Source organism: Streptomyces sp. NPDC050625 (assembly GCF_040654755.1).
GTDB lineage: Bacteria > Actinomycetota > Actinomycetes > Streptomycetales > Streptomycetaceae > Streptomyces.
The window spans coordinates 133,814-159,808 of sequence record NZ_JBFAIQ010000015.1 but is presented as its reverse complement, the minus strand read 5'-3'; the positions used below and the strand labels follow the sequence as shown (position 1 = coordinate 159,808).

Here is a 25,995-nt window from a genome sequence, read left to right as displayed (position 1 = left end):
CGGCGGGCCTGAGCGGCGTACTCTGTGCGGGCGGTCGACCCGGTGTTGAACAATCGGTGACGGTCGGCCGTACGGGTGATGACGGGGCCCGGCATCCCGAGCCTGGTCCGCCGCACGAGCACCGGGCCACGCACGGAAGGACCTTCGGGTGTCGCACCTCACACCTCCTCGTCAACTGCCGGACGCCGAGACGGAATCGGGACCGGACGCGAACGCGGACACGGTCACCGACACGGGCACGGACGCCAAGGGGAGCGACGCACCGGACGCAGGGGGCACTCCGGAGGCCGAGCCCGGCCCGCAGGACTTGGCAGGCCCGGAGGACTCAGCAGACCCGCAGGACTCAGCAGGCCCGGAGGACTCAGCGGCCCCGCAGCGCGCCCCCGTCTCCCCCGGCTGGTTCGGCTGGCGCCGCAAGTACCCGCGGGTCGCGCGCGGCGTGTACATCGGGACCACGGTGCTCGCCGCCGCCCTCGTGCTCGGCGCGCTGCTGCTGCCGAACCAGCTCGACCGGCTCACGGTCTCCGCGTTCCTGCGCATCCCCGCGGAAGGAATCCTCCTCGCGGGCCTGCTGCTCGCGCTGCCGCCGCGGCCGAGGCGGGTCACGGCGGTGGTCGCGGGCGTGCTGCTGGGCCTGCTCACCATCCTGAAGTGCATCGACATGGGCTTCTACGAGGTGCTGGTACGCCCCTTCGACCTGGTCCTCGACTGGATCCTGCTCGGCGCAGCCACGGAGTGGACGAGGGAGTCCTTCGGCCGCACCGGCGAACTGTTCGCCATCGCCGCGGTGCTCGTCCTCGTCGTCGCCGTCCTCGTCCTCACGACGCTCGCGATGGTGCGCCTGTCGAACCTGATGGTCCGGCACCGCCCGGTGGCCGCCCGCACCACACTGATCCTCGGCACGGCATGGATCACCTGTGTCACCGTCGGCCTGCAGTTCGGCGACACCCCCATCGCCGCCAAGATCGACGCCGAGCTGATCGACAACCGCGTCCAGCAGGTGCAGGCGGGTCTCCAGGACGCCCGTGTCTTCCAGCGGCAGGCCGCCGTCGACGCCTTCGCGAAGACACCGCCCGACCAGCTGCTCACCGGACTGCGCGGCAAGGACGTGCTGTTCACCTTCATCGAGAGCTACGGCCGTACGGCGATCGACGACCCGGCGATGGCCCCGCGCATCGACGAGGTGCTCAAGGAGGGCACCGCGGGCCTCAAGGCGGCCGGGTTCGAGTCGCGCAGCGGCTGGCTCAGGTCGCCGGTGACGGGTGCCGGCAGCTGGCTCGCCCACTCCACGTTCCTGTCCGGCCTGTGGATCAAGAACCAGCAGCGCTACCGGAACCTGACGTCCAGCGACCGCATGACCCTCACCCGCTACTTCCGCAGGACCGGCGCCTGGAACACGGTCGGCATCGTGCCCGGAGTGCGCCGGGCCTGGCCCGAGGGGAAGTTCTTCGGCCTCGACCACATCTACGACTCCGAGCACCTCGGCTACCACGGCCCGTACTTCAGCTGGACGCCCGTGCCCGACCAGTTCAGCCTGGAGGCGTTCCAGCGGCTGGAGTTCGGCAAGAAGGACCGGGGCCCGCTGATGGCAGAGATCATCCTCGCCTCCAGCCACAACCCCTGGGCGCCCGTGGCCCACATGATCGACTGGAACGACCTCGGCGACGGCTCGGTCTTCGAGCAGATCAAGAAGGAGGGCAAGGACCCCAAGGAGGTCTGGAAGAACGCGGAGAGCGTGCGCACGGAGTACCGGGGCGCCATCGAGTACTCGCTGCGCAGCCTGACCGGGTTCATGGAGCGGTACGGCGACAAGAACACGGTCCTGGTCTTCCTCGGCGACCACCAGCCCGTGCCGACCGTCACCGCCGGCAGCACCAGCCGCGAGGTGCCGGTCACGATCGTCGCCCATGACCCGAAGGTCCTGGACCGGATCTCCGACTGGGGCTGGACCGAGGGGCTCAAGCCGGCCAAGGACGCGCCCGTCTGGGCGATGAACAAGTTCCGCGACCGCTTCATGACGGCGTACGGCCCAAGCGCCGGCTGATCCCCCTCACCGGCTCAGGAAGGCGACGGCTCACCGGTCCGGGAACGACCACTCACCGGTCCAGAAAGGCGACGACCCGGCGTACGAACCACTCCGGGTCGTCCACCCACGGGTGGTGCCCGGCGCCGGGCTGGACGGTGAGCTCGGCGTTCGGGAAGGCCTCGGCGGTGCGGCGGGCCAGGTCGGGGCGGGGGCCGCCGTCGAGTTCGCCCGCGTGCACGAGGACCGGGGCGGTCAAGGCGGTGAGTGCGGCGCGGGTCGCGTCCGGGTCGAAGGCGCCGTCGGCGAAGTAGTGCCCCTCCGCCTCCTCGTTGGTCTGTTCCTCGGTCGCCGCGTCGAGGGCACGGGCGGCGTCGTCCCAGCGGCCGAAGTAGAAGGGGGCGAGCGCCGGGTCGAAGTCGGCCTGCCCCGTCAGCCAGGCCTCCAGCGCCGGGAACCCCTTCTCGAACCAGGGCTCGTGCGCGCGCAGCCGGGCCGCGGCCAGCCGGTCGTCGACGGTGGCCGGCATACCGAGGGCCGACGGATTGGGGGTGATCAGCGCGAGCCGCCGCACCCGTGCCGGATACCGTGCCGCGTACAGGATCGCCAGGCTCCCGGCCGCCGAGTGCGCGAGCAGATCCATATGCTCCAGCCCCATGTGGGCGCGCAATGCCTCCACGTCGTCGACCATGTGGTCGCAGCGGTACGTCGCCGGATCAGCCGGGACCGCGGAGTCGCCGGTCCCCCGCAGGTCGAGCAGGCTCAGTCGGCGGTGGGCGGTGAGTCCCCCCAGGTCGCCGAGGTAGACGGAGGCCCGCATCGGTCCCCCGGGCAGGACGACGAGGGGTTCGCCCGTGCCGCGCAGGTGATAGGCGAGCTGGGTCCCGTCGGGTGCGGTGAAGGTCGGCATGCCGTCGATCATCGGGGTGGACCGGGACCGGCCGCAACGAAGTTACTTCGGAGCCCGACCGGGCGGAAAATCGTGGTGGAGCTCTTGCCCGGGCATCGGCGGCCTGGATTACTGATCCCGGGTGGGGCGACCGAATGATCGGTAGCCCGGATCGATGTGCTCGGCGAGGGAGAGGTGTCCCATGGCTGATGGTGCGACGGAGCTGCTCGACGCGGGGGAACGGCTCGACGCGGAGGCACTCGCGGCACTGCAGCTGGAACGGATGCGCGCCTCCCTGCGGCACGCCTACGAGCACGTGCCCTTCTACCGGGAGTCCTTCGACAAGGCCGGGGTCCGGCCGGAGGACTGCCGCTCCCTTGCCGACCTGGCCCGCTTCCCCTTCACCACCAAGGCCGACCTGCGGGAGAACTATCCGTACGGGATGTTCGCCGTGCCCCGGGACCGTATTCGCCGGATCCACGCGTCGAGCGGCACCACGGGACGCCCCACGGTGGTCGGCTATACGGAGAACGACCTTGCCATGTGGGCGGACATGGTGGCGCGCTCGATCAGGGCGGCGGGCGGCCGCCCCGGCGACACGGTGCATGTGGCCTACGGCTATGGGCTGTTCACGGGCGGTCTGGGCGCCCACTACGGTGCCGAGCGGCTGGGCTGTACGGTCGTCCCCGCGTCCGGCGGTATGACGGCCCGCCAGGTCCAGCTGATCCAGGACCTCCGGCCCGGAATCATCATGGTCACCCCGTCGTACATGCTCACCCTGCTCGACGAGTTCGAACGGCAGGGCGTCGACCCGCGCGGGACCTCGCTGCGGGTCGGCGTGTTCGGTGCCGAGCCGTGGACGGAGGAGATGCGGCGCGAGATCGAGGAGCGGTTCGCGATCGACGCCGTCGACCTCTACGGGCTCTCCGAGGTGATCGGGCCGGGTGTCGCCCAGGAGTGCGTGGAGACCAAGGACGGACTGCACATCTGGGAGGACCACTTCTTCCCGGAGGTCGTGGACCCGATCACGGGCGAGGTGCTCCCGGACGGCGAGGAGGGCGAGCTGGTCTTCACCTCGCTCACCAAGGAGGCGATGCCGGTGGTCCGTTACCGGACCCGTGACCTGACCCGGCTGCTGCCCGGCACGGCGCGGGTGTTCCGGCGTATGCAGAAGGTGACCGGGCGCAGTGACGACATGGTGATCGTGCGCGGGGTCAACCTGTTCCCGACCCAGATCGAGGAGATCGTGCTGCGCACCCCGGGCGTCGCGCCGCACTTCCAGCTGCGCCTCACCCGGGAGGGCCGCCTCGACGCGCTCACGGTACGGGCTGAGGCACGCCCCGGCGCGACACCCGAGGCACGGGAGGAGGCCGCGCGGGTCGTCGCCGCGGCCGTGAAGGACGGGATCGGCGTGTCCGTGGGCGTCGAGATCGTCGAACCGGAGTCGCTGGAGCGCTCGGTGGGCAAGATCCGCCGGATCGTGGACCTGCGTCCGCGGTAGGTGCCGTCGCGGGTCGGCGGTCAGCCCCCGAAGCGGTCGCGCAGCTCGCGCTTGAGGATCTTCCCGCTCGCGTTGCGCGGCAGCGCGTCCACGAACAGCACCCGTTTGGGCGCTTTGAAGGATGCCAGCTGCTCGCGTGCGTGGGCGATCAGCTCGGCCTCGGTGACCTCGCCGCGCGGCACGACGACCGCCGTGACGGCCTCGATCCACCGCTCGTCGGGGAGGCCGATCACGGCGGCCTCGGCGACCGCCTCGTGGGTGTACAGGGCGTCCTCGACCTGCCGTGAAGCGATCAGCACTCCACCGGAGTTGATGACGTCCTTCACCCGGTCGACGATGGTGAAGTAGCCGTGCGCGTCCCGCACCGCGAGGTCGCCGGAGTGGAACCAGCCGTCGCGGAAGGCGGCCGCGGTCTCCTCGGGCTTGTCCCAGTAGCCCTCGCACAACTGCGGTGAGCGGTAGACGATTTCACCGGGCGTGCCGTCGGGCACCTCCTCGCCGTCCTCGTCCACCACCCGCGCGTCCACGAACAGCACGGTGCGGCCGCAGGAGTCCAGCCTGCCCTTGTGCTCGTCGGGTGCCAGCACCGTGGCCAGGGGGCCGATCTCGCTCTGGCCGAAGCAGTTGTAGAGCGCGAGCGCGGGCAGCCGTTCGCGCAGCCGCTCCAGCACGGGCACCGGCATGATCGACGCCCCGTAGTACGCCTTGCGCAGACCGCTCAGGTCCCGGGTCGCGAAGTCGGGCCGGTTCGACAGCGCGATCCACACGGTGGGCGGCGCGAACAGGCTGTCCACGCGCCCGTCCTCGATCAGGTCGAAGAGCGTGTCCCCGTCCGGTGCGTCGAGGATGATGTTGGTCGCGCCGATCGCCAGGCAGGGCAGCAGGAACACATGCATCTGGGCCGAGTGGTACAGCGGCAGCGCGTGCACGGGCCGGTCGCCGGCGCTCAGGTCGAGGGCGGTGATGGCGCTCAGGTACTCGTGCACCAGGGACCGGTGGGTCATGATCGCGCCCTTGGGGAGCGCGGTGGTGCCCGAGGTGTAGAGCAGCTGCACGAGGTCCTCGGTGCGCGGTTCGGGACCGTCGTACGGCTGTGCCGTCGCGAGTCCCGCGAGGAGCGAGTCGTCGGCGTCCCGCAGCGGCAACACCCGTACGTCCTCGGGCAGCCGGCCGGCGAGGTCGGGGTCGGCCAGCACGAGCGTGCTGCCCGACTGGCCGACGATGTACGCGAGGTCGTCGCCGGTCAGGTTCTGGTTCACCGGCACGTGCACGAGGCCCGCCCGGGCGCAGGCGAGGAAGGCGATGAGGTAGGCGTCGGAGTTGTGGCCGTAGGCGCCGACCCGGTCGCCGGGGGCGAGGCCCTGGGCGAGGAGCACTCCCGCCGCGCGGGAGACGGCGTCGTCCAGTTCCTCGTACGTCCAACTGCGCTCGCGGTACTCCACCGCGACGCGCGCGGGGGTGCGCCGGGCGCTGCGCCGCAGCACCCCGTCGACCGTGCTGCCCTGTCCCTGCGTCATGGCACATGATCCTCTGTCCCCCGCTCGAGGAGGTCAAGAACCCGGGAGCCCGGACACATACCCGTTGGTACGCTCAACCGCTCCTTCCCTCAATGACGTTGGGAGGTACGATGCGCATCCGCTTGAAACGGCTCGCCGTCACGGCCGCCGCAGTGCTCACCGCCACCGCCGCCCTGCCGGCGGCGTCCGCGCAGCCGGCGCAGCGACAGGAACACCCGTCGCACGGGGGCCTGTCCGCCGTCATCCGTTACACCGAGTACGGCATCCCGCACATCCTCGCGAAGAACTACGCCGGCCTGGGCTTCGGCACCGGCTGGGCGCAGGCCGCCGACCAGGTGTGCACGCTGGCGGACGGTTTCGTGACCCTGCGCGGGGAACGCTCACGGTACTTCGGACCGGACGCGGCCACCGATCTCTCCCTCTCCTCGGCCACGACGAACCTCGCCAGTGACCTCTACTTCCGCGGGGTGCGGGACGCCGGGACGGTAAACGGGCTGTTCGCCGAGCCGGCGCCGCTCGGCCCGACCGGCGAGGTGCGGGACTTGATGCGCGGCTTCGCGGCCGGCTACAACGCCTGGCTGAGGAAGCACCGGATCAGCGATCCGGCGTGCAAGGGCGCCGCATGGGTCGGGCCGATCACCACGCTCGACGTGGCCACCCGCAGCTACGCCCTCGCCGTCCTCGGCGGCCAGGGCCGCGCCGCGGACGGGATCACCGCCGCACAGCCACCGGCCGGCACGATGCCCACGACCGGCGCCCCGGACGCGGCCGCCACCGCCCGGGCCGCCCGTGCGCTGCTGTCCGCCGACAACGCCGACATGGGCTCGAACGCGGTCGTCTTCGACGGCGCCACCACGGCGAACGGCCGTGGTCTGCTCCTGGGCAATCCGCACTACCCGTGGCAGGGCGGACGCCGCTTCTGGCAGTCGCAGCAGACGATCCCCGGAAAGCTGAACGTCATGGGCGGCTCGCTGCTCGGCTCGGCCACGATCTCCATCGGGCACAACTCCCATGTGGCCTGGAGCCATACCGTCTCCACGGGCGTCCCGCTCGATCTGGAGCAGCTCACCCTGGATCCGTCCGACCCGACGGTCTATCTCGTCGACGGCACCCGGGAGCACATGACCCGGCGGACCGTCACGGTCCCGGTCGCGGGCGGAGCGCCGGTGACCCGGACCCAGTGGTGGACGCGGTACGGCCCGGTGGTCACCTCGCTCGGCGCCACGGTGCCACTGCCCTGGACGTCGACGACGGCGTACGCGCTGAACGACCCGAACGCGGCGAATCTGCGTTTCCCCGACACGGGGCTCGCCTTCAGCAAGGCCCGCAGCACGGCCGACGTCCTCGCGGCGGTCGAGCGGACGCAGGGCCTGCCCTGGGTGAACACGTTCGCCGCCGACTCCGCGGGGCACACGCTGTTCACCCAGGCGCAGGTGCTCCCGCGCATCACCGACGAGCTGGCGCGGCGCTGTTCCACGGCGCTCGGCAAGGTCACCTACCCCTCGTCCGGGCTCGCGGTCCTCGACGGCTCGCGCGGCGACTGCGCGCTCGGCAGCGACGCCGACGCCGTGCAGCCGGGGATCTTCGGGCCCGCGCGCATGCCCGCGCTCCGGGACGCCCCGTACGCGGAGAACTCGAACAACAGCGCCTGGCTGACCAATGCGGACCGGCCGCTGACCGGGTACGAGCGGATCTTCGGCGACATCGGCACGCCCCGCTCGCTGCGCACGCGCGGCGCGCTGGACGACGTCGCCGCGCTGGCCCGGCGGGGTCGTCTGACCGTGGCCGATCTGCAGCGGCAGGAGTTCGCGAACCGGGTGACCGCGGGGAACCTGATCGCGAACGACACGGCGAAGGCGTGCGCGGCCCTGCCCGGCGGCACGGCGACGGACAGCTCCGGCAAGGCCGTCGACGTGCGCGAGGCGTGCGGGGTGCTGGCGGCCTGGGACCGCACGGCGCACAGCGGGAGCCGGGGCGCACTGTTGTTCGACCGGTTCTGGAGGAACCTGACGGCGGACGTGCCGCCGGCGCAGCTGTGGAAGGTGCCGTTCTCCACGGCGGACCCGGTGCACACGCCGAACACCCTGAACACGGCCGCGCCGGGCTTCACCACGGCCCTCGCCGACACGGTCGCCGCACTGCGCGCGGCCGGTGTCGCCCTCGGCTCCCCGCTGGGCGAGCGTCAGTACGTCGTGCGTGACGGGCGGCACATACCGGTGCCGGGCGGCACCGAGTCGCTCGGCGTGTGGAACAAGGTCGAGCCCGTGTGGGACGCGGCCCAGGATGCCTATACCGAGGTGAGCTTCGGCTCCAGCTACATCCAGGCGGTGGGCTGGGACGGCGGCCCCTGCCCGGTGGCCCGCACGCTGCTGACGTACTCGCAGTCCTCGAACCCGAACTCGTCCCACTACAGCGACCAGACCCACCTGTACTCCCAGGAGCGGTGGGTGACGTCGCGGTTCTGCGAGAAGGACATCCTGTCGTCGCCCTCGCTGAGCGTGGTGAGGGTTTCCGACCGCTGACGGCCCCGAGGGTGTGGTCCCGGCCCTCATGGGGCGGGACCACACCCTTTCGTCTGACAGCCGGTGTCGCTCACACGGGTCGTGTGCGGCCCTCCCAGTAGGGGTCCCGCAGCCGTCGCTTGTACAGCTTGCCGTTGGGGTCGCGCGGCATCTCGGCGATGAAGTCGATGCTCCTGGGCCGTTTGTAGCCGGCGAGCCGCTGCGCGCAGTGGCCGAGGAGGGCGGCGGCGAGGTCCGGCCCGGGCTCGTGTCCCGGGGCGGGCTCCACGACGGCCTTGACCTCCTCGCCCCAGTCGTCGTGCGGGATGCCGAAGGCGGCGGCGTCGGCGACTGCGGGATGGGCGAGCAGCGCGGACTCGATCTCGGCGGGATAGATGTTGACCCCACCCGAGATGATCATGTCGATCTTGCGGTCGCGCAGGAAGAGATAGCCGTCCTCGTCGAGACAGCCGAGGTCGCCGACGGTGAAGAAGTCACCGATGCGGTTCTTCCTCGTCTTGGCCTCGTCCTTGTGGTACGAGAAGCCGCCGGTGTTCATCTTCAGGTAGACGGTGCCGAGTTCACCGGGCGGGAGCCGGTTGCCGTCGTCGTCGAAGATCGCGAGCTCGCTGATCGGCCAGGCCTTGCCGACGGTGCCGGGCTTCTTCAGCCAGTCCTCGGCGGTCGCGAAGGCACCGCCGCCCTCGCTGGCCGCGTAGTACTCCTCCACACAGTGCCCCCACCAGTCGATCATGGCTCGTTTCACATGGTCGGGGCAGGGGGCGGCACCGTGGATGGCGTGCCGCATGGATGAGACGTCGTACGCCTGCCTGGTGTGTTCCGGGAGTGCGAGGAGCCGGTGGAACTGTGTCGGGACCATATGGGTGTGCGTGCACCGGTGGGTGTCGATGAGACGGAGCATCTCCTCGGGGGTCCACTTGTCCATCAGCACCAGCCGGTGGCCGATGTGCAGGGACGCGCCCGCGAACTGGAGCACGGCCGTGTGGTAGAGCGGTGAGCAGACGAGGTGCACGTTGTCGTCGTACGGCTTGATGCCGAAGATGCCGAGGAAGCCGCCGAGGTAGGCCTCCTCGGGGGTCTTGCCGGGCAGGGGGCGGCGGATGCCGCGCGGGCGGCCGGTGGTGCCCGAGGTGTAGTTCATGACCCAGCCGAGGGTGCGGTCCGCGGGCGCCGACCCGCTCTGCCCGTCGAGGAGTTCGGCGTACGGCCGGAAACCCTCCACGTCGCCGACCGCGTACCGGTGGGTGGCGGGCAGGCCGGCCTCGTCGGCCGCGTGCCGGGCGGGTCCGGCGAACCGTTCGTGGGCGATCAGCACCTTCGCGCCGGAGTCGGAGACGATCCAGGCGATCTCCGGGCCGACGAGGTGGTGGTTGACGGGGACGAGGTAGAACCCGGCCTGGCTGGCGGCGAGGTAGGCGATGAAGAACTCGACGCCGTTGGGCAGCACGACCGCGAAGGCGTCGCCGCGTTCCAGGCCCGCGGCACGCAGGCCGTGCACCAGCCGGTTGGCGGCGGCGTGCAGCCGGCCGGCGGTCCACTGCTCGCCGTCGGGGGCGACGAGGATCATGCGGTCGGGGTGCCGGGCGGCCTGGGCCCAGAAGCCGACGGGGGGTGTGGTCACGGCCGGCCGCTCCTTCCGGCGATGCGGTTGATGCGGTCGACGGCCCGCTCGAAGCCCCGGGTGAGGTCGTCGAAGACGGCCTGGACGCTGCGTCGACTCGTCATCCGGCCGACGATCTGGCCGACGGGTGTGCCGAGCAGCGGCTCGACCTCGTACTTCTGGATGCGGGAGACCGCCTCGGCGACCAGCAGGCCCTGCAGGGGCATGGGCAGGGTGCCGGGCCCGCCCGGGTCGTCCCAGGCGTCGGTCCATTCGGTACGGAGCTGACGTGCGGGCTTCCCGGTCAGGGCGCGCGAGCGGACGGTGTCGCCGGATCCGGCGGCGAGGAGCTTGCGCGTCAGCGCGGGCGAGTGGAGGTCGGCTTCTGTGGTGGTCAGCCATATGGAGCCCAGCCACACACCCTGGGCGCCGAGGCTCAGGGCGGCCGCCACCTGTTGTCCGCTGCCGATCCCGCCCGCGGCCAGCACCGGCAGCGGGTCGACGGCGTCGACGACCTCGGGAGTCAGCACCATGGACGCGATCTCGCCGGTGTGGCCGCCCGCCTCGTAGCCCTGGGCCACGACGACGTCGATGCCCGCCTCCTGGTGCTTGCGGGCGTGCCGGGCACTGCCCGCGAGCGCGGCGACGAGCACACCCCGGTCGTGGGCACGGGCCACCACGTCGGCGGGCGGGGAGCCGAGGGCGTTGGCGAGCAGTGCGATCGGATAGTCGAAGGCGACGTCGAGCTGGGTGCGGGCGACCTGCTCCATCCAGCCGGTGATGCGCCACCCGGCGGCCTCGCCCTCGGCGAGTTCGGGCACGCCGTACTTGGTGAGGGTGTCCCGGACGAACTGCCGGTGTCCTTCGGGGATCATCGCCTCGACGTCCGCCTCGGTGACGCCCTCGACCTTCTTCGCGGGCATGACGACGTCCAGGCCGTAGGGCCGGCCGTCGACGTGCGCCTCGATCCAGTCGAGATCGCGTTTGAGGTCGTCGGGGGCCGTGTAGCGGACCGCGCCGAGCACTCCGAAGCCGCCGGCCCGGCTGATGGCCGCGGCGACGGCGGGGAACGGCGTGAAGCCGAAGACGGCGTGCTCGACTCCCAGTTGCTTGCTCAGCTCCGTCTGCATGGGCGCAGGATGCCGCAGTCCTCCGGACGACGGAAGAGGTTTTCTGATGCTCCGTCAGATTTCTGGTTCCGGCTCCCGCGCCACCGCGGTACACGCACGCCTCATTGACACATCCCGCCCCCGACAGGAAGGTTTCATGATGACCGATGAGGTGGCCCACAGACTCACCCGCCGTCGACTCGGCGCCCTGACCCTCGGCGGCGCCCTCGCCCTCGCGTCCTTACCCGCCGGTCCGGCCGAAGCCGTTCCCGCGTCCGGCGGCCATCACCCCACCCTGCGCCATGGATCGCCGGAGCGCGCCGGACTGCTCCCGGAGCATCTGCGCCAACTGGTCGCCGACGCCGAGGCGTTCCTCGGCCCGTCCCCCAAGCACCCGTGGTACGCGGGCGCCGTCCTGCTCGCCGGGCGCGGCGGCACGGTGGCCCTGCACCGGCCCATCGGCATGGCGGTGCGCTACGCGGCGTACGACGAGAAGACCGACACGGGTGTCGAGTTCCCGCCCGGACAGCAGATCCCCATGACCGAGGACACGGTCTTCGACCTGGCCTCCGTCTCCAAGCTGTTCACCTCGCTCCTCGCCGTGCAGCAGATGGAGCGGGGCACGCTGGAACTGGAGGCGACGGTCGCCTCGTACGTCCCCGAGTTCGGGGCGGCCGGCAAGCAGGACATCACGATCCGTCAACTGCTCACCCACACATCCGGTTTCCGCGCCTGGATCCCGCTCTACAACGCGCCGACGCACGAGGAGCGGCTCCGGCTCATCTGGAACGAGGCGCCGCTCAACCCACCGGGCACCAAGTACCTCTACTCGGACCTGAACCTGATCTCCCTCCAGCTGGTGCTGGAACGCGTCACGGGCCGCGCCCTGGACGTCCTTCTGCACGAAGAGATCACCGCACCCCTGGGCCTGAGCCGCACCCGCTACAACCCGCCCGCCTCCTGGAGGCCCGGGATCGCGGCGACGGAGGACGCCCGCAGGCCCTGGTCCGGCCTCGACCGGGGGCTGGTGTGGGGCGAGGTGCACGACGAGAACGCGTACAGCCTCGGCGGTGTCGCGGGCCACGCGGGGGTGTTCTCCTGCGCCTGGGACCTCGCGGTCCTCGGCCGGACGCTGCTGAACCGCGGCGTGTACGGGCGCACGCGCATCCTCGCCCCGGAGTCGGTGGACCTGATGTTCACCGACTTCAACTCGGCCTTCCCGGGCGACGAGCACGGGCTCGGCTTCGAGCTCTACCAGCACTGGTACATGGGCGCGCTGGCCACCCCGCGCACGGCCGGCCACACCGGCTTCACCGGCACCTCGCTGGTCCTCGACCCCACGACCGACTCCTTCCTGGTCGTGCTCGGCAACTCGGTGCACCCCGTGCGCAGTTGGCGCTCCGGCTCGGCTCCGCGGGTGGCCGCGGGCAACAACCTGGCGCGTGCCGTCCCGGTCCGCCCGGCGCAGGGCCGTACGGCATGGTTCTCCGGCATGGCGAGCAACGCGACCGCGACGCTCGCCCTCCCCGCGCTCGACACCTCCTGCGGCACCGCCCGCCTGCGCTGTGCCCTGTGGTGGGACACCGAGCCCGGTTCGGACGTGCTCGTGCTGGAGTCCACCGCGGACGGCGGCGCCACCTGGCAGCCGGTCGCGTTCACCACCACCCGCCACGGCGAGGACCCCGAGGAGCACCCGGCCGGTACGGCCACGGGCTGGTCCGGCCGCGTCTGGCACCGGCTGACGGCGCCCCTTCCGGCGGCCGGGCAGCTCGTCCTGCGCTGGCGCTACGCCACCGACCGGCTCTACGTCGGCCGCGGCGCGTACGTCGACGCCCCGCGCGTGGAGGCCTCCGGAACCGTGCTGTTCGACGAGGCCCGGCCCGCGGACGCGGCACGCGTCACGGCGGCCGGGTGGGCTCCGTCAACCGACTAGGAGACGGCTGTGACAACCGGCTGGTAGAAGCCGGTGGCGGACGGCTCCAGCCAGGTGACGTCGGTGAAGCCGGCGGTGGTCAGCGCCTCCGTCAGCCGGCCGCGGGTCAGGGCCCGGTAGGCGGTGCGCCGGACCCGGACCTCCCAGCCGGTTCCGGTGGGCAGCAGCTGGAAGTGTTCCAGGTCGTAGCGCTCACCGTCGTCGTACCAGTGCCACAGCTGGAAGGTGACCACCCGCCCGTCGCCCCTCCCGGAGACCTGGGGCGGCGTGGAGACCGGGCGGTCGCGGCGGAGTTCGTCGTAGTCCCGCACGGTGATCACCACGAGTCCCCCGTCCCGCAGGACCCGTCGCATGCCCGCCAGGGCCGCGTCGAGGTCCTCGTCGGTGAGCAGGTGCGGGAGCGAGTTGTCGGCGCACACGACCACGTCGAAGGCGGCGGAGCCGAACGGCAGGGCGCGCATGTCGGCCGCCGCGGCCGGCAGCGCGGCGCCACGGGCGGTGGCTTCGGCGGCGGCCCGGGAGACGGCGACCGGGCTCAGGTCGGTGCCGGTGACGTGGTGGCCGCGCAGGGCGAGCCCGATCGCCTGGGTGCCGATCCCGCAGGCACAGTCCAGGATCCGGTGCGGCCCCGGGCCCAGCCGGGCGCGGACGAGACCGTCCAGCGCGGTGGCCTGGCGGGCCATGCTCGCGTCCCAGTCCGGGAAGATCAGGTGGTAGTCGGGGGCGAGCCGGTCGTAGAAGTCACGGACCGAGGGCGGGACCGAAGGTGTCTCGGACATGGGCCGTCACTCCCGCTCCAGCACCGCCATCGCCGCGTTGTGCCCCGGCACCCCGCTCACCCCTCCGCCGCGCACCGCGCCCGCCCCGCACAGCAGGATGTTGCCGTGCCGGGTCTCCACGCCCCAGCGTCCGGTCTCCTCCTGGGCGTAGGGCCAGGACAGGTCCCGGTGGAAGATGTTGCCGCCGGGCAGCCGCAGGTCGCGTTCGAGGTCGAGCGGGGTCTTCGCCTCGATGCAGGGCCGGCCCTCGGCATCGGTCGCGAGGCAGTCGGCGATCGATTCGGCGAGATGGGCGTCGAGCTGCGCGAGCGTGGACTTGAGGAGTTCGTCGCGTACCGCGTCGTTGTCCCGGTCGAAGAGCCGTGCGGGCGTGTGGAGGCCGAAGAGGGTGAGGGTCTGGTAGCCCGCGTCGACCAGGTTCCGGCCGAGGATCGTGGGGTCGGTGAGGGAGTGGCAGTAGATCTCGGACGGCGGTGCCGCCGGGAGCTCACCGGACGCGGCCTGGGCGTGGGCCGCGGCCAGCTGTTCGTAGCCCTCGGCGATGTGGAAGGTGCCGGCGAAGGCCTCGCGCGGGTCGACGGAGCCGTCGCGCAGCCTCGGCAGCCGCTTGAGCAGCATGTTCACCTTCAGCTGGGCGCCTTCGGCGGGCGCCGGCGCCGGGTCGCCGGTCAGAGCGGCGAGTTCCTGCGGCGAGGCGCCCACGAGGACGTGCCGGGCGGTGGCGATGCCCTCGCCGTCGGCCGTGCGGTGGGTGACCTCGGCGCTCTGCCCGTCCGTCTGGATCCGTACCGCCTCGTGCCCGGTCGCGATGACCGCGCCCGCGGCGCGTGCGGCGGCGGCCAGCGCGTCGGTCAGGGCGCCCATGCCGCCGACGGGCACGTCCCAGGCGCCGGTGCCGCCGCCGATGACGTGGTACAGGAAGCACCGGTTCTGCCGCAGGGAGGGGTCGTGTGCGTCGGCGAAGGTGCCGATCAGTCCGTCGGTGAGGACCACGCCCCGCACCAGGTCGTCGGTGAAGTTCCGCTCGATCGCGGCACCGATCGGCTCCTCGAACAGGGCCCGCCAGGCGTCCTCGTCGTCGATGCGGCGGCGCAGTTCGTCACGGGTGGGCAGCGGTTCGGTGAGGGTGGGGAAGACCCGCTGGGCGACCTGGCCGGTCATGCCGTAGAAGCGCTGCCAGGCCTCGTACTCGCGGCTGCCGCCCGTCAGCCGGGCGAAGGCCTCGCGGGTGCGCCGTTCGCCGCCGCCGACGAGCAGTCCGGTCGGCCGTCCGTCCCGTTCGACCGGGGTGTACGACGAGATGGTGCGCCCACGGACCCGGAAGGCGAGGCCCAGGTCCCGCACGATCTTCTTGGGCAGCAGGCTGACCAGGTAGGAGTAGCGCGACAGACGGGCGTCGACACCGGCGAAGGGGCGGGTCGACACGGCGGCGCCGCCGGTGTGCTCCAGGCGCTCCAGTACGAGCACGGACTTGCCGGCCCTGGCCAGATAGGCGGCCGCGACCAGGCCGTTGTGGCCGCCGCCGACGATGACGGCGTCGTACGTCCGGGATCCCTCGTGTGCAGGCATGGTTCTTCGTAACACGTGATGATCTACGGCTGCCAGAGGCATGCCGTGCCTGCCCCGGCTCAGCGTCCGCCGGACGCGCGCTGCTGGCGCAGCACCGCCACCCGGCGGTACAGCTCGACGGCCTCGGCGCCGCGGCCGAGCTGCTCCAGGCAGTGGGCCTCGTCGTTGCGGCTGGCCAGGGTGTCGGGGTGGTCGGGGCCCAGCACGCGTTCGCGGGCGCCGGCGACCCGGCGGTACTCGGTCAGCGCGTCCGGCCAGCGGCCGAGCCAGCCGAGGCTCACGGCGACCTCGCGGCGGCTGACGAGGGTGTCGGGGTGCTCGGGGCCGAGGACGCGCTCACGGATGGCGCAGACGTCGCGGGACTCGGCGAGGGCCTCCTCCCAGCGGCCGAGGCGGCCCAGGTTGACCCCGAGGCCGTGGCGGGCGCGCAGGGTCTCGGGGTGGGCGGCGCCGTGGACTCGGGTGCGGTCGTCGATCAGCTCGCGGTACAGCTCGAGGGCGTCCGTGCTGCGGCCGAGGCGGCCGAGGCTGATGCCGACCTCGTAGCGGGCGGCGAGGGTGTCGGCGTGGTCGGGGCCGAGGGCCTGGGCGCGGGCCTCGGCGACCTCGCGGTAGGTGCGCAGGGCCTCCTCCCAGCGGCCCAGCTGGCCGAGCGCGTAGGCGACTTCGTAGCGGGTCACCAGGGTGTCGGGGTGGTCCGGGCCGAGCACCCGGGCGCGTGCGGCGGCCACCTCGTGGGCCATGCGGTACGAGTCGTCGAGGCGGCCGAGTCTGCTGAGGTTGAAGGCGAGGTTGTGGCGGCAGCGCAGGGTGTCGGGGTGGTCCGGGCCCATGGTGCGCTCCCGGGCGGCCAGCACCGAGGTGTATGTCTGGTGGGCGTCGAAGTGGCGGCCCAACCGGCCGAGCACATAGGCCATTTCCTGGCGGGCGGCGAGCGTGTCGGGGTGGTCGGCGCCCAGCACCCGCTCTCTGGCGCGGGCGACCTCGGTGTACTCGCGCAGGGCGTCGGCGGCGCGGCCGGTGCGGCTGAGGGTGAAGGCGATCTCGTAGCGGCTGGCGAGCGTGTCGGGGTGGTCCGGGCCGAGCAGGCGGGTGCGCTCGGCGGCGACCGCGCGGTGCACGTCGCCCGCCTCGGGCCAGCGGCCGAGCCGTCCCAGGCTGAGGCCCGCGTTGTGCCGTCCGGCGAGGGCGGTGACGGCCTCGTGGGACGGGGCGGACGGCGCCGGCAGGGGTGCCGGGCCGGTGGCGGGCCGGGCGATCCACTCGCCGGTGAGACCGGCCGCGGCGTCCGGGGGTGTGGTGCGCAGCCCGGCGCCGGTCGCCTTGTGGCCGGTGGTCATGCCCCGGGTCCAGGAGGGCAGGCGGGCCTCGCGGGAGGGGGGCTCGACGGGCAGCAGTCGGGGTTGGGGGCTCACCACGGTCGGCACGTACGCGGGTGTCGTACGGCCGGTGGTGATACGGCGCGCCAACTCACGTGCGTCGTACGGGCGTTGCTCCGGCCGTTTGGCCAGGAGGTCGAGGATGACCTGCTCCAGGTACTCGGGGAGTTCGGCCCGTCGGCCGCGTGGCGGGCTGGGCGGGGTGTCGCGGTGGCCGATGAGGATGGCCCAGGCGTCGCCCAGGTCGAACGGCGGTGCGCCGGTGGCGATTTCGTAGAGCACGCAGCCGAGCGAGTACAGGTCGCTGCGGTGGTCGACCTCGGAACCGCTGATCTGCTCGGGCGACATGTAGTGCGGGGTGCCCATCGCGATGCCGGTGCCGGTCAGCCGGGAGGTGAAGCCGATGTCGTGGCCGAGGCGGGCGATGCCGAAGTCGCAGATCTTCACGGTGCCGTCGGTGAGCCGCATGATGTTCGCGGGTTTCAGGTCGCGGTGCACGATGCCCTGTTGGTGGGTGTAGGCGAGGGCGGCGGCGACCTGGTCGGCGATGTCCACGATGTCGGGGACGGTCAGCGGGTGGTGTTCGTTGTCCTCCAGGAGCTGGCTGAGGTTGCGGCCTTCCAGCAGCTCCATGACGAGGTAGAGGATGCCGTCGTACTCGCCGAAGTCGTGGACGACGGTCACCCCGCGGTGCGAGAGCGCGGCGGCCACCCGGGCCTCACGGCGGAACCGTTCCCGCAGGACGCGGGTGAAGGAGTGGTCGTGGTGCGGGCCGAGCGGCTTGAGGCACTTCACCGCGACATGCCGCCCCAGGGACTCGTCCCGGGCACGCCACACCTCGCCCATCCCGCCCCGCCCGATCAGATCGAGCAGCCGGTACCGGCCCTGGACCAGTCTGGTGTCCGCCATCGTCCGCCGTCGCCCCCGTCGCCGTCCGCCCCTCCCCTGGGGTTGCCGTCAAGGTGCGGCCGCGCCAAGTCGGTCCGATCCGTGACACCCCCCTGCTCGTCCAGTATGGCGGCTTATCGTCCGACTTTGTACGGTGCCGGGCGTGAGTTGGGGCCGAGCCGGGCCATGGCGCGCAGGATGTGTTTGGGCGGCAGCTGCCAGCGCAGACGTGCGGGTATGCAGCGCAGCAGGCGGCCCGTGGCGCGCAGTCGGCGGGTGACCGTGGCGGGTGCGGGGGCCGGTCTGCCGTACAGCTCGTGGGCGTACGGCGGCAGGGAGGCGTACGCCAGATGGGCCACGCGCCGCCAGAGCACCTCGCGCGCCGGGACCAGGAGGGGATGCGTCGGCGGACGGAGCAGGAAGTCGTCCACCTCGAGTGCCTCGGGTCCTGCGGCGAGTTCGGGCCGCACCTTCTCGAAGTACGCGGCCATCTGGGCCCGGTCGGCCGGTACGGCGTCCGGGTCGAGGCCCACCAGCCGGGCACTGATGCGGTGTTCGGCGATGTAACGGTCGGCCTGCGCGTCGGTGAGCGGGTAGCCGGAGCGGCGCATCACGTGCAGATAGGAGTCGATCTCGGCGCAGTGCACCCACAGCAGCAGCTCGGGTTCGTCGACGCCGTACCGCTCCCCGGTGTCCGGATCCGTCGCCCCCAGCCTGCTGTGGATCTTCCGCACCCGGGCGCCCGCCCGCTCGGCGGCCTGCGTCGTGCCGTACGTCGTCGTGCCGACGAAGTCGGCGGTGCGCATCAGCCGGCCCCAGGCGTCCTTGCGGAAGTCCGAGTTCTGCATGACACCGCGCACCGCGCGCGGGTGCAGCGCCTGCAGATAGAGCGCGCGTATCCCGGCGACCCACATCATCGGGTCACCGTGCATCTGCCAGGTCACCGACCGCGGGGTGAACAGCCCCGGGTCACCCGGCCGGAGGTCTTCCACTGCCGCGGACATACTCGCAGGCTAGCGCCGTACCCGTGGCATCCCCAGACCGATCCAGGAGATGATTTCGCGCTGGATCTCGTTGTTGCCGCCGCCGAAGGTGAAGATCACCGCCGAGCGGTAGCCGCGTTCCAGGTCACCGTGGAGGACGGCGCCCGCGGAGCCCTCCTTCAAGGGTCCGGCGGCGGCGACGATCTCCATGAGCCAGGCATACGCGTCCCGGCGGGTCTCGGAGCCGTACACCTTGACCGCGGAGGCGTCCTGCGGGGTGAGCGTGCCCTCCTGGACGGCGGTGACCATCCGCCAGTTGAGGAGCTTCATGGCGTCGAGCCGGGTGTGGGTGCGGGCGAGCCGCCCGCGCACCCAGGGCAGGTCGATCACCCGGCGGCCGTCGGCGAGTTTGGTCTCCATCGCCCAGCGCTGGACGTCCTGCAGGGCGCGGATCGCCATGGTGCCGTGGGCGGCGAGGGTGACGCGTTCGTGGTTGAGCTGGTTGGTGATCAGCCGCCAGCCCTGGTTCTCCTCGCCGACCCGGCGGGTGACGGGGACGCGGATGTTCTCGTAGTAGCTGGCCGTGGTGTCGTGCGAGGCGAGGGTGTTGATGACGGTGCAGGAGTAGCCGGGGTCGGAGGTCGGCACGAGGAGCATGGTGATGCCCTTGTGCGCGGGGGCGTCCGGGTCGGTGCGGACCGCCAGCCACACCCAGTCGGCGGTGTCGCCGTTGGTCGTCCATATCTTCTGGCCGTTGACGATGTATTCGTCGCCGTCCCGTACGGCGCGGGTCTTCAGGGAGGCCAGGTCCGTGCCCGCGTCGGGCTCGCTGTAGCCGATGGCGAAGTCGATCTCGCCGGAGAGGATCCTCGGCAGGAAGTAGGCCTTCTGCTCGTCGGTGCCGAACTGCATGATCGTCGGGCCGACGGTGTTCAGCGCCATCAGCGGCAGCGGTACGCCGGCCTGCGCGGCCTCGTCGAAGAAGATGAACTGCTCCATGGGGGTCAGGCCGCGCCCGCCGTACTCCTCGGGCCAGCCCACACCGAGCCAGCGGTCCGTGCCCAGCCGCCTGATGGTGTCGCGGTAGAACCGCTTCTGCGCGGCCGGGTCGGCGTAGCGGGCGTAGGCGTTGTCCGGCACCAGGTCGGCGAAGTAGGCGCGCAGTTCGGTGCGCAGTCGCTGCTGCTCGGGCGTGTGGTCGAGATGCACGGCGCCTCCAGGCTCGCGATGGCCGGTCCTGACGGCGCACACCGTAGAACGTGTTCCAGAAATTGGGAATGCCGAGCCTCGAACCGGGCAGCGCCGGCGCGCGCCGGTTCGGTGGCTCAGGAGAGCGTCTCGACGAAGTCCGCACAGGCCCGCGCGCAGGCCAGGCACGCCTCGGCGGTCCCGGCGGCATCGAGCCGCCCCTCGAAGGCATGCGCGCATTCGAGGCAGACCGAGCGGCACCACTCCAGCTGGATGCGGATGGCCTTCTCCTCCTGGCTCTCGGCGAGCACCCGGCAGGTCGCGTCGCACACCTCGGCGCACATGACGGCCTGCCGCAGTATCCGCTCCTCCCCGTCGGCCCCGATGGGGATCGTGGCGCTCGCGCCCAGTGCGCACACCCTGGCGCACTCGGTGCACGCCTGCGCGCACGCGAAACGGTCCTCCAGGAACCGGTAGGGCTCCTGGCGGAAATTCGCCGGTGTCACACCCGGCGGGTAACCGGGACCGGTCGGCTCAAACCCCGGACCCGATGTCGCCGTATGCGACCGACGGTCACGGAAGGTGTCTGGTTCACCCCGTTCTGGGCGGGGTATTCCTGTGCTATGAGTACCGCATCCATGCAGCTGGCCGCGGCGAGCGGCCTCATGAGTCTTGTGCTCTTCCTGGTGGCCCTGGCCGTCCTGGCGCTGCTCGCCGGCGGTTTCTGGCTGAACTCCCGGGTCAAGTACCAGGAGTCGCCCCGCCCCCGTCCCGAAGAACAGCCGCATCTGCCGCCCGAGGGCGCGGTGCACGAGGTCCGGGAGAACCGGGAGTCCCAAGAGGTACCCAAGATGCCCGAGGGCGGTCGCCCACTGACCCCGTACGAGCTGAGCAACATCGACACCCGGCCGAGCGCGTCGAAGGACCGCCCGCGCTGGAGCAAGGGTTCGAGCGGCTCGTTCGGCGGCGGCGGGCTGGGCGCCCACTGACCCGACGACTCAGGTGACCTGACCCCCGTCACGACCCCGGTGGGCGGCCGGCCCGGGGCGAACCCGTCCGGTCGGCATCGAGACGTCCGACGTGGGCCATGTTGCCGCGGTCCTCGGGGTCCTCGCTGGGCGTGGCCGTGAACCAGGCGTCCAGGATCTCCTTGAGGACCGGCTCCGAGGTCAGACGCAGACCGAGGGCGAGGACGTTGGCGTCGTTCCAGCGGCGGGCGCCGTCGGCCGTGTACGCGTCCGTGCACAGCGCCGCCCGGACGCCCGGCACCTTGTTCGCGGCGATGGACGCACCCGTACCGGTCCAGCAGCACACGACGGCCTGGTCCGCCCTCCCCGCCGCCACGTCACGGGCCGCCGCCTCGGTACAGACCGCCCACTGCGGATCCGCCCCGGGCTGCAGCGCGCCGTACGTACGCACCTCGTGGCCACGCCGACGCAACTCCCCGACCAGTTGCCGGGCGACGGGTTCGTCCATGTCGGAGGAGACGGAGATCCGCATACTCCCGGAGCCTACGGCCTGTGCGGCGGAGCCTGCCACGGACGGGGGCAAGCACCTCGGCCGGCGACTGCAGGTCCTGAGCCCCGCTTGCCGGGCCATGGCCACCTGCGATGACGCCGAACCGGCCGGCCCGGCTGCGCTCCCCCGGCATCGGCGGCCCCGATGACGACCCGGCCGTGCTCATGGAGCCGACAGGCCCCGACCTTCGCCCGTGGCGCCAGCTCGTGACCGCGGCGAAGCGGGTGATGAACCGGGTGCGGCGGAACGTGCGCGCCTCGGGCGCCGGGGCCGGGACCGACCGGCTGACCGGACTCGGAGCGTCCGTTCTCGTCCGTTCTCGCGCGCCATGACGACGACACGCCCTCGGCCGACCCCGAGGGCAGCGAGTCCTGCCTTTCGGGGTCGGCCGAGGGCGTGGAGGGCCTGTCTACGGGATCAGCCCCGCCCCCCGCTGAGGTTCCGCCACTGCGGACCGATCCGCTTCCACTCCTCGTCCCACTCCGCGAGGCGTCGCCGCAGGAGTTGTCCGCACACCAGCCGGCCGCCGCCCCACACCACGAACCCGACGGCCGGTGCCACGAGCGCACCGGTGACGGCCGCCTGGAGCCAGGACTCCGTGGCGTCGAGGGGCTTGGAGACGAGCCGGCCCGTACCGTCCGTCCACATGGTGACCCGGGAGCCGGCGGCGATGCCCGGGGCGACCTTCGCCCGGTCGGTGTGCACGGAGCCGTCCGCCGCCTTCCAGCGCACCGTCGCCCACACCCTGCTGTCGTCGTATCCACCGGCCGCGGGTGCGGCGTCGACCGAGTTCTCGGTCAGCTCGGCCGAGACGGCGTGGACCTGCGCACGGCGTGCGCTGAGGTTGCCGTCCACCACCATCGCGGCCGCCACGCCCGCGCACACCGCGCCCAGGAGGGCGAGGATCCAGGTGGCGAGCACGACCCAGGCCTCGACGGTGTCGCTGCGGCGGTGCAGCGGATTGCTCCGCCACCTCCAGCGCCAGCGCCGGAACCACACCCCGGTCGCTTTCCTGCGACGTGTCCTCGCCATCGGCCGTCGCCTCCTTCCCGCGCTCCGGCCGTCCTCGGTGTGTCAGACGGGCCGGGCTCCTTCGATGTCCGGAAGGTCGGGGTCGAGGTCCCGGCGGCGGTTCGGTCCGGTGTCTCGGGTCTCACGGAAGGGACCGGCCGCCGTCACGACGTCGCCGGGCACGGCAGGCGCGCCGACGACGTACCAAGTGTCGTGCATGGCGACCTCCAGGGTGCTCAGGTGCCCGCGTACGACATCTTCATCTTCAGCTTGGAGCAGAAGTCCGCCGAGCGCATAGTCCGAACGGCCCCGACCGGTCGGCGGCCCGACGGCTACGCCTCCTCGACGGGGGTGTCGTGGCCCTCCTGCCCGGCCACCGGCACCTGCCACACCAGCGTGGTACCTCCGTCCTCGGGGCTGCGCAACTCCAGACGGCCGCCGAGCTGCCGCGCCCGCTCCTGCATGTTGCGCAGTCCGCTGCGGCGGCCCTCGGGCGGGATGCCCACGCCGTTGTCGGTGACCGTCAGGCACAGCTCGCGTCCGTCGGTCTTCAGGATCACATCCGCGCGGTCGGCACGGGCGTGCCGGGCGATGTTGGTCAGGGCCTCGGAGAGGACGGCGACCGCGTGGTCGGCGGTCTCCCGCGGCACGTCGGTGTCCACCAGGCCCTCCATCCGCACGCTGGGGGCGAATCCCAGCACGGGCGTCGCCTCGCCCACCACCCCTACGACACGGGCGCGCAGACCGGTCCCCGCGGGGCCCTCGCGCGCCTGAAGGCCGAAGATCGTCGATCTTATGATCTTGATGGTCTCGTCCAGGTCGTCCACGGCCCGCAGCACCCGCTCGTTGGCTCCCGCGTGCTCGATGAAACGGCCTGCGCTCTGCAGCGTCATGCCGGTCGCGAACAGCCGCTGGATGGCCAGGTCGTGCAGGTCCCGGGCGATCCGGTCCCGGTCCTTGAGCACCGCGATCGTCTCCGCGTCCCGGCGGCGCTCCGCCAGTTCCATGGCGATCGCCGCCTGCGCCGCGAAGACCTGCAGGGGCTCGGTCTCCTTGCCCGTGAACGGGGTCCGCCCGGTCTCCCTGACCAGCATGACCACGCCGCGGACGCCGCCCTCGCCGGTGCCGATGGGGACCGCCACGGCCGGGCCGAGCCCGGTGAACCGCAGCGGGCCGGCCGAGACGCGTGCGTCGCGGGTGACGTCGTCGCTGGTGACGGCGGCGGCGCCGGTGACCGCCTCGCCCATCAGGGTGCCGTCCTGCGGCAGCACCAGCCCCCGCAGGGCCTCCGCCTGCTGACCGAGGGCCAGTTCCACGCCGAGCGAGCCGGTGTCCGCCATGGGCGTCGCGACCACGGCCAGGGCCGCGCCGGTGATCTCCCTGGCGCGTTCGGCGATCAGGGCGAGGGCCTCGGCCTGACCGGCCCCGGACATCAGGCTGTTGGTGATCTCCGCGTTGGCCCGCAGCCAGCGCTCGCGCAACCGGGACTCCGCGTACAGCCGCGCGTTGTCGATCGCGACACCGGCCGCCACGGCCAGGGTCTGGGTGACCGAGACGTCCTCCTCGTCGAACTGGCCGCCGCCCCGCTTCTCGGTCAGATACAGATTGCCGAAGACCTCGTCGCGCACGCGGATCGGGACGCCGAGGAAGGTGTTCATCGCCGGGTGGTGGGGCGGGAAGCCGTACGACGCCGGGTGCTCCGAGAGCTTCGCCAGGCACAGCGGCTCCGGGTGGCGGATCAGCTCACCCAGGATGCCGTGGCCCTCCGGATACGGGCCGATGCTCGCGATCTGCTCCTCGCTGACACCGACGGTGTAGAAGGCCGACAGCCGCCTGCCGTCGGGCCCGATCACCCCGAGCGCCGCGTACTGGGCGTCGACCAGGGCCGCGGCGGCCTCGACGATGCTCTTCAGGGCCTGTTCCAGGTCCAGTTCCCGGCCGACCGAGAGGACCGCCTCCAGCAGGCTGTGCACCCGGTCGCGTGTGCCGCGGGCCGCGTCCAGACGGGCCTGCAGCTCCTCCAGCAACTCGTCCAGCCTCAGCTGCGGCAGCCGTATCCGCGCCTCCTCGGGGCTTCCCACCTGCGCTCCTCCCGGTCCCCTCTTGCTCATGGACATGGTCCGGTCCGGTCAGGTGCCACGGTAATGGCCGACGAGCGCGGCCTGCACCGGTTCCGGCAGGTCCCCGGTACCGCGGTTCCCGATCTTGCGTGGGCCGTTCGGCCCTTCCGCGGACCGATCGGCACTCCCGTTCGAGCGCGGACCGAGGCACAGTGGGATCAGGAGCGGCACCGATCCCCCGCGGTGTCGCTCCGCTCCTGTGCGCCCGGTCGGCCGGCGGGCGCGGGTGCCGTACGGCGCTCCTCGCGCGTTCCGCGGCGGCGGCCCGGTCCGGCCGGACGTCCGCCGAGGCCGAACGGCCCTAGCGCGACGGCCGCCCGTCCGGCTGCAATGACCTGGCAGAGCCCGCCCGTGGCTTCCGGAGACGCAGAGACGTGAGTGACACTTCCCGACCCAGCCCCCTGCTTCCCGCCGACCACGCCCCGTCGGCGGCCGGAAGGCCGCACCGGAGCGTCGAGATCGGCCGTGCCGAGGCGCTGCGCCTGCTGGGCAGTGTCTCGCTGGGGAGGGTCGTGTTCACCCGGCACGCGCTGCCGACCGTCCGCCCGGTCAACCACGTTCTGACCGACGGCGACATCGTCATCCGCACCCATGAGGGAGCGGCCCTGACCTCGCACGCCCGGCAGGGCGAGGGCTCGGGGGTCGTCGTCGCCTACGAGGCCGACGCCATCGACCCGGACACCCACCTCGGCTGGAGCGTGGTGGTCACGGGCTACGCGCAGCTGGTGACCGACCCGGAGGAACTGATCCGCTACCGGGCGCTGCTGCGCCCCTGGGTGGAACAGACCATGGACTACGCGGTCCGCATCCGCCCCGACCTGGTCACGGGCATCCGGCTCGTCCCCGACGAGGGGCCGGAGGATGTGTGAGGGCGAGTTAGCCGGTACGGGGCAGGTCCACTCCATGGCCGGTACACGGCAGGTCCGCTCCATGGCCGGTACGCGGCAGGTCGACTCCGTAGAGGGTGCGGCCGCCGACCAGCTCCCGGCCGGTGACCAGCTCCGGCTCGATACGGACGAAGACCTCCCGCGGCGCGGGCACCCAGGAGCGCGGCCCGCCGCGCATCAGCCGCTCGTGCTCCGCCGCGTCGGTCACCACCGTGGCCGGGCCGGTGACGACCACGCTCCAGCCGGACTGCGCCACCGCGTCGACCTCGTCGGCCTCGAACGCGACCACGGTCCCCTCGATCGCCCGCACCAGCTCCGACGCCGCGGAGGTCCGCAGCACGACCGCGCCGTCCGCGTCCAGGGCGAAGTTCACCGGAAGCACGGCGGGCAGGGCCCGTCGGGTGTGCACGATGCGGCCCACGGGCGCCTTCGCCAGCAGCCGCAGGCACTCCTCCCGGCCCAGCTCGCGGAATCCGTCGTTGGGGTACATCAGCCGTCCCGTCCCTCGCCTGGTGCAGCGGTACTGCCTCACTTCATCCTCGGCACGGCAGGCAGCGGACACGAGGGCCATCGGTCCCC

Annotated in this window: 22 protein-coding genes; 7 read left to right on the top strand and 15 right to left on the bottom strand. The window is 72.2% G+C overall.

Going from position 1 to position 25,995, the window contains the following annotated elements:
- The first annotated feature begins 148 nt into the window (after nt 1–148).
- Complete coding sequence (locus tag AB0I54_RS29075) at nt 149–2,044, top strand: sulfatase (RefSeq protein ID WP_363299126.1); 1,896 nt, start codon at nt 149–151, stop codon at nt 2,042–2,044.
- 52 nt (nt 2,045–2,096) lie between these two features.
- Here AB0I54_RS29075 and AB0I54_RS29070 read toward each other — a convergent pair whose 3' ends face one another.
- Complete coding sequence (locus AB0I54_RS29070) at nt 2,097–2,933, bottom strand: alpha/beta hydrolase (RefSeq protein WP_363299125.1); 837 nt, start codon at nt 2,931–2,933, stop codon at nt 2,097–2,099.
- A 181-nt stretch (nt 2,934–3,114) separates the two neighbouring features.
- Here AB0I54_RS29070 and paaK point away from each other — a divergent pair, with 181 nt between their 5' ends.
- Complete coding sequence (gene paaK, locus AB0I54_RS29065) at nt 3,115–4,413, top strand: phenylacetate--CoA ligase PaaK (protein ID WP_363299124.1); 1,299 nt, start codon at nt 3,115–3,117, stop codon at nt 4,411–4,413.
- 20 nt (nt 4,414–4,433) lie between these two features.
- On the opposite strand, the gene AB0I54_RS29060 is transcribed toward paaK, so the two are convergent.
- Complete coding sequence (locus AB0I54_RS29060) at nt 4,434–5,930, bottom strand: acyl-CoA synthetase (RefSeq protein ID WP_363299123.1); 1,497 nt, start codon at nt 5,928–5,930, stop codon at nt 4,434–4,436.
- Between the two features lie 110 nt (nt 5,931–6,040).
- On the opposite strand from AB0I54_RS29060, the gene AB0I54_RS29055 reads away from it, so the two are divergent.
- A complete protein-coding gene (locus tag AB0I54_RS29055) occupies nt 6,041–8,452 on the top strand; it encodes a penicillin acylase family protein (RefSeq protein WP_363299122.1) in 2,412 nt (803 codons plus the stop codon).
- A 70-nt stretch (nt 8,453–8,522) separates the two neighbouring features.
- Here AB0I54_RS29055 and AB0I54_RS29050 read toward each other — a convergent pair whose 3' ends face one another.
- Nucleotides 8,523–10,073 carry an acyl-CoA synthetase gene (locus AB0I54_RS29050; protein WP_363299121.1) on the bottom strand — a complete coding sequence of 517 codons (1,551 nt, stop codon included), beginning with the start codon at nt 10,071–10,073 and terminating at the stop codon, nt 8,523–8,525.
- On the bottom strand, nt 10,070–11,182 hold the full coding sequence (locus tag AB0I54_RS29045) for a nitronate monooxygenase (protein WP_363299120.1): 1,113 nt from the start codon (nt 11,180–11,182) through the stop codon (nt 10,070–10,072). Before AB0I54_RS29045 ends, AB0I54_RS29050 begins: the two co-directional genes overlap by 4 nt.
- A gap of 139 nt (nt 11,183–11,321) precedes the next feature.
- Between AB0I54_RS29045 and AB0I54_RS29040 the strand changes: the two genes are divergently transcribed.
- Nucleotides 11,322–13,094, top strand: coding sequence for a serine hydrolase (locus tag AB0I54_RS29040; protein ID WP_363299161.1), 1,773 nt, complete (start codon nt 11,322–11,324; stop codon nt 13,092–13,094).
- Here the strand turns inward: AB0I54_RS29040 and AB0I54_RS29035 are convergent.
- From AB0I54_RS29035 to AB0I54_RS29010, 6 genes are all read right to left on the bottom strand, one after another.
- Nucleotides 13,091–13,873, bottom strand: a complete 783-nt coding sequence (locus AB0I54_RS29035; RefSeq protein ID WP_363299119.1) for a class I SAM-dependent methyltransferase — start codon at nt 13,871–13,873, stop codon at nt 13,091–13,093. The genes AB0I54_RS29040 and AB0I54_RS29035 overlap by 4 nt on opposite strands.
- A gap of 6 nt (nt 13,874–13,879) precedes the next feature.
- A complete protein-coding gene (locus tag AB0I54_RS29030; RefSeq protein ID WP_363299118.1) occupies nt 13,880–15,442 on the bottom strand; it encodes an NAD(P)/FAD-dependent oxidoreductase in 1,563 nt (520 codons plus the stop codon).
- A 59-nt stretch (nt 15,443–15,501) separates the two neighbouring features.
- Nucleotides 15,502–17,730, bottom strand: coding sequence for a serine/threonine-protein kinase (locus AB0I54_RS29025; RefSeq protein WP_363299117.1), 2,229 nt, complete (start codon nt 17,728–17,730; stop codon nt 15,502–15,504).
- A 113-nt stretch (nt 17,731–17,843) separates the two neighbouring features.
- Nucleotides 17,844–18,713, bottom strand: a complete 870-nt coding sequence (locus tag AB0I54_RS29020) for an oxygenase MpaB family protein (protein ID WP_363299116.1) — start codon at nt 18,711–18,713, stop codon at nt 17,844–17,846.
- Between the two features lie 9 nt (nt 18,714–18,722).
- Nucleotides 18,723–19,901 (bottom strand): acyl-CoA dehydrogenase family protein, encoded by a 1,179-nt coding sequence (locus AB0I54_RS29015; protein ID WP_363299115.1) that lies wholly within the window; start codon nt 19,899–19,901, stop codon nt 18,723–18,725.
- A gap of 116 nt (nt 19,902–20,017) precedes the next feature.
- The gene (locus AB0I54_RS29010; protein WP_363299114.1) at nt 20,018–20,386 is read right to left on the bottom strand and encodes a ferredoxin; all 369 of its coding nucleotides are present in this window, start codon (nt 20,384–20,386) and stop codon (nt 20,018–20,020) included.
- Between the two features lie 117 nt (nt 20,387–20,503).
- Here AB0I54_RS29010 and AB0I54_RS29005 point away from each other — a divergent pair, with 117 nt between their 5' ends.
- Nucleotides 20,504–20,869, top strand: coding sequence for a DUF6479 family protein (locus tag AB0I54_RS29005; protein ID WP_363299113.1), 366 nt, complete (start codon nt 20,504–20,506; stop codon nt 20,867–20,869).
- A 28-nt stretch (nt 20,870–20,897) separates the two neighbouring features.
- On the opposite strand, the gene AB0I54_RS29000 is transcribed toward AB0I54_RS29005, so the two are convergent.
- Nucleotides 20,898–21,380: an RpiB/LacA/LacB family sugar-phosphate isomerase gene (locus tag AB0I54_RS29000; protein ID WP_363299111.1), complete on the bottom strand. Its 483-nt coding sequence runs from the start codon at nt 21,378–21,380 to the stop codon at nt 20,898–20,900.
- A gap of 110 nt (nt 21,381–21,490) precedes the next feature.
- Between AB0I54_RS29000 and AB0I54_RS28995 the strand changes: the two genes are divergently transcribed.
- The gene (locus AB0I54_RS28995; RefSeq protein ID WP_363299109.1) at nt 21,491–21,730 is read left to right on the top strand and encodes a hypothetical protein; all 240 of its coding nucleotides are present in this window, start codon (nt 21,491–21,493) and stop codon (nt 21,728–21,730) included.
- 85 nt (nt 21,731–21,815) lie between these two features.
- Here the strand turns inward: AB0I54_RS28995 and AB0I54_RS28990 are convergent, their stop codons facing one another.
- The 3 genes from AB0I54_RS28990 to AB0I54_RS28980 all read right to left on the bottom strand — a co-directional run bounded on the left by AB0I54_RS28990 (nt 21,816) and on the right by AB0I54_RS28980 (nt 24,490).
- The gene (locus AB0I54_RS28990; protein ID WP_363299108.1) at nt 21,816–22,430 is read right to left on the bottom strand and encodes a hypothetical protein; all 615 of its coding nucleotides are present in this window, start codon (nt 22,428–22,430) and stop codon (nt 21,816–21,818) included.
- 42 nt (nt 22,431–22,472) lie between these two features.
- Nucleotides 22,473–22,628 carry a hypothetical protein gene (locus AB0I54_RS28985; RefSeq protein WP_363299107.1) on the bottom strand — a complete coding sequence of 52 codons (156 nt, stop codon included), beginning with the start codon at nt 22,626–22,628 and terminating at the stop codon, nt 22,473–22,475.
- 113 nt (nt 22,629–22,741) lie between these two features.
- Nucleotides 22,742–24,490 carry a GAF domain-containing sensor histidine kinase gene (locus tag AB0I54_RS28980; protein WP_363299106.1) on the bottom strand — a complete coding sequence of 583 codons (1,749 nt, stop codon included), beginning with the start codon at nt 24,488–24,490 and terminating at the stop codon, nt 22,742–22,744.
- 440 nt (nt 24,491–24,930) lie between these two features.
- Between AB0I54_RS28980 and AB0I54_RS28975 the strand changes: the two genes are divergently transcribed.
- Nucleotides 24,931–25,398 carry a pyridoxamine 5'-phosphate oxidase family protein gene (locus AB0I54_RS28975; protein ID WP_363299160.1) on the top strand — a complete coding sequence of 156 codons (468 nt, stop codon included), beginning with the start codon at nt 24,931–24,933 and terminating at the stop codon, nt 25,396–25,398.
- Nucleotides 25,399–25,405: 7 nt separating this feature from the next.
- Here the strand turns inward: AB0I54_RS28975 and AB0I54_RS28970 are convergent, their stop codons facing one another.
- Complete coding sequence (locus AB0I54_RS28970) at nt 25,406–25,906, bottom strand: pyridoxamine 5'-phosphate oxidase family protein (RefSeq protein ID WP_363299105.1); 501 nt, start codon at nt 25,904–25,906, stop codon at nt 25,406–25,408.
- Nucleotides 25,907–25,995: the final 89 nt, after the last annotated feature.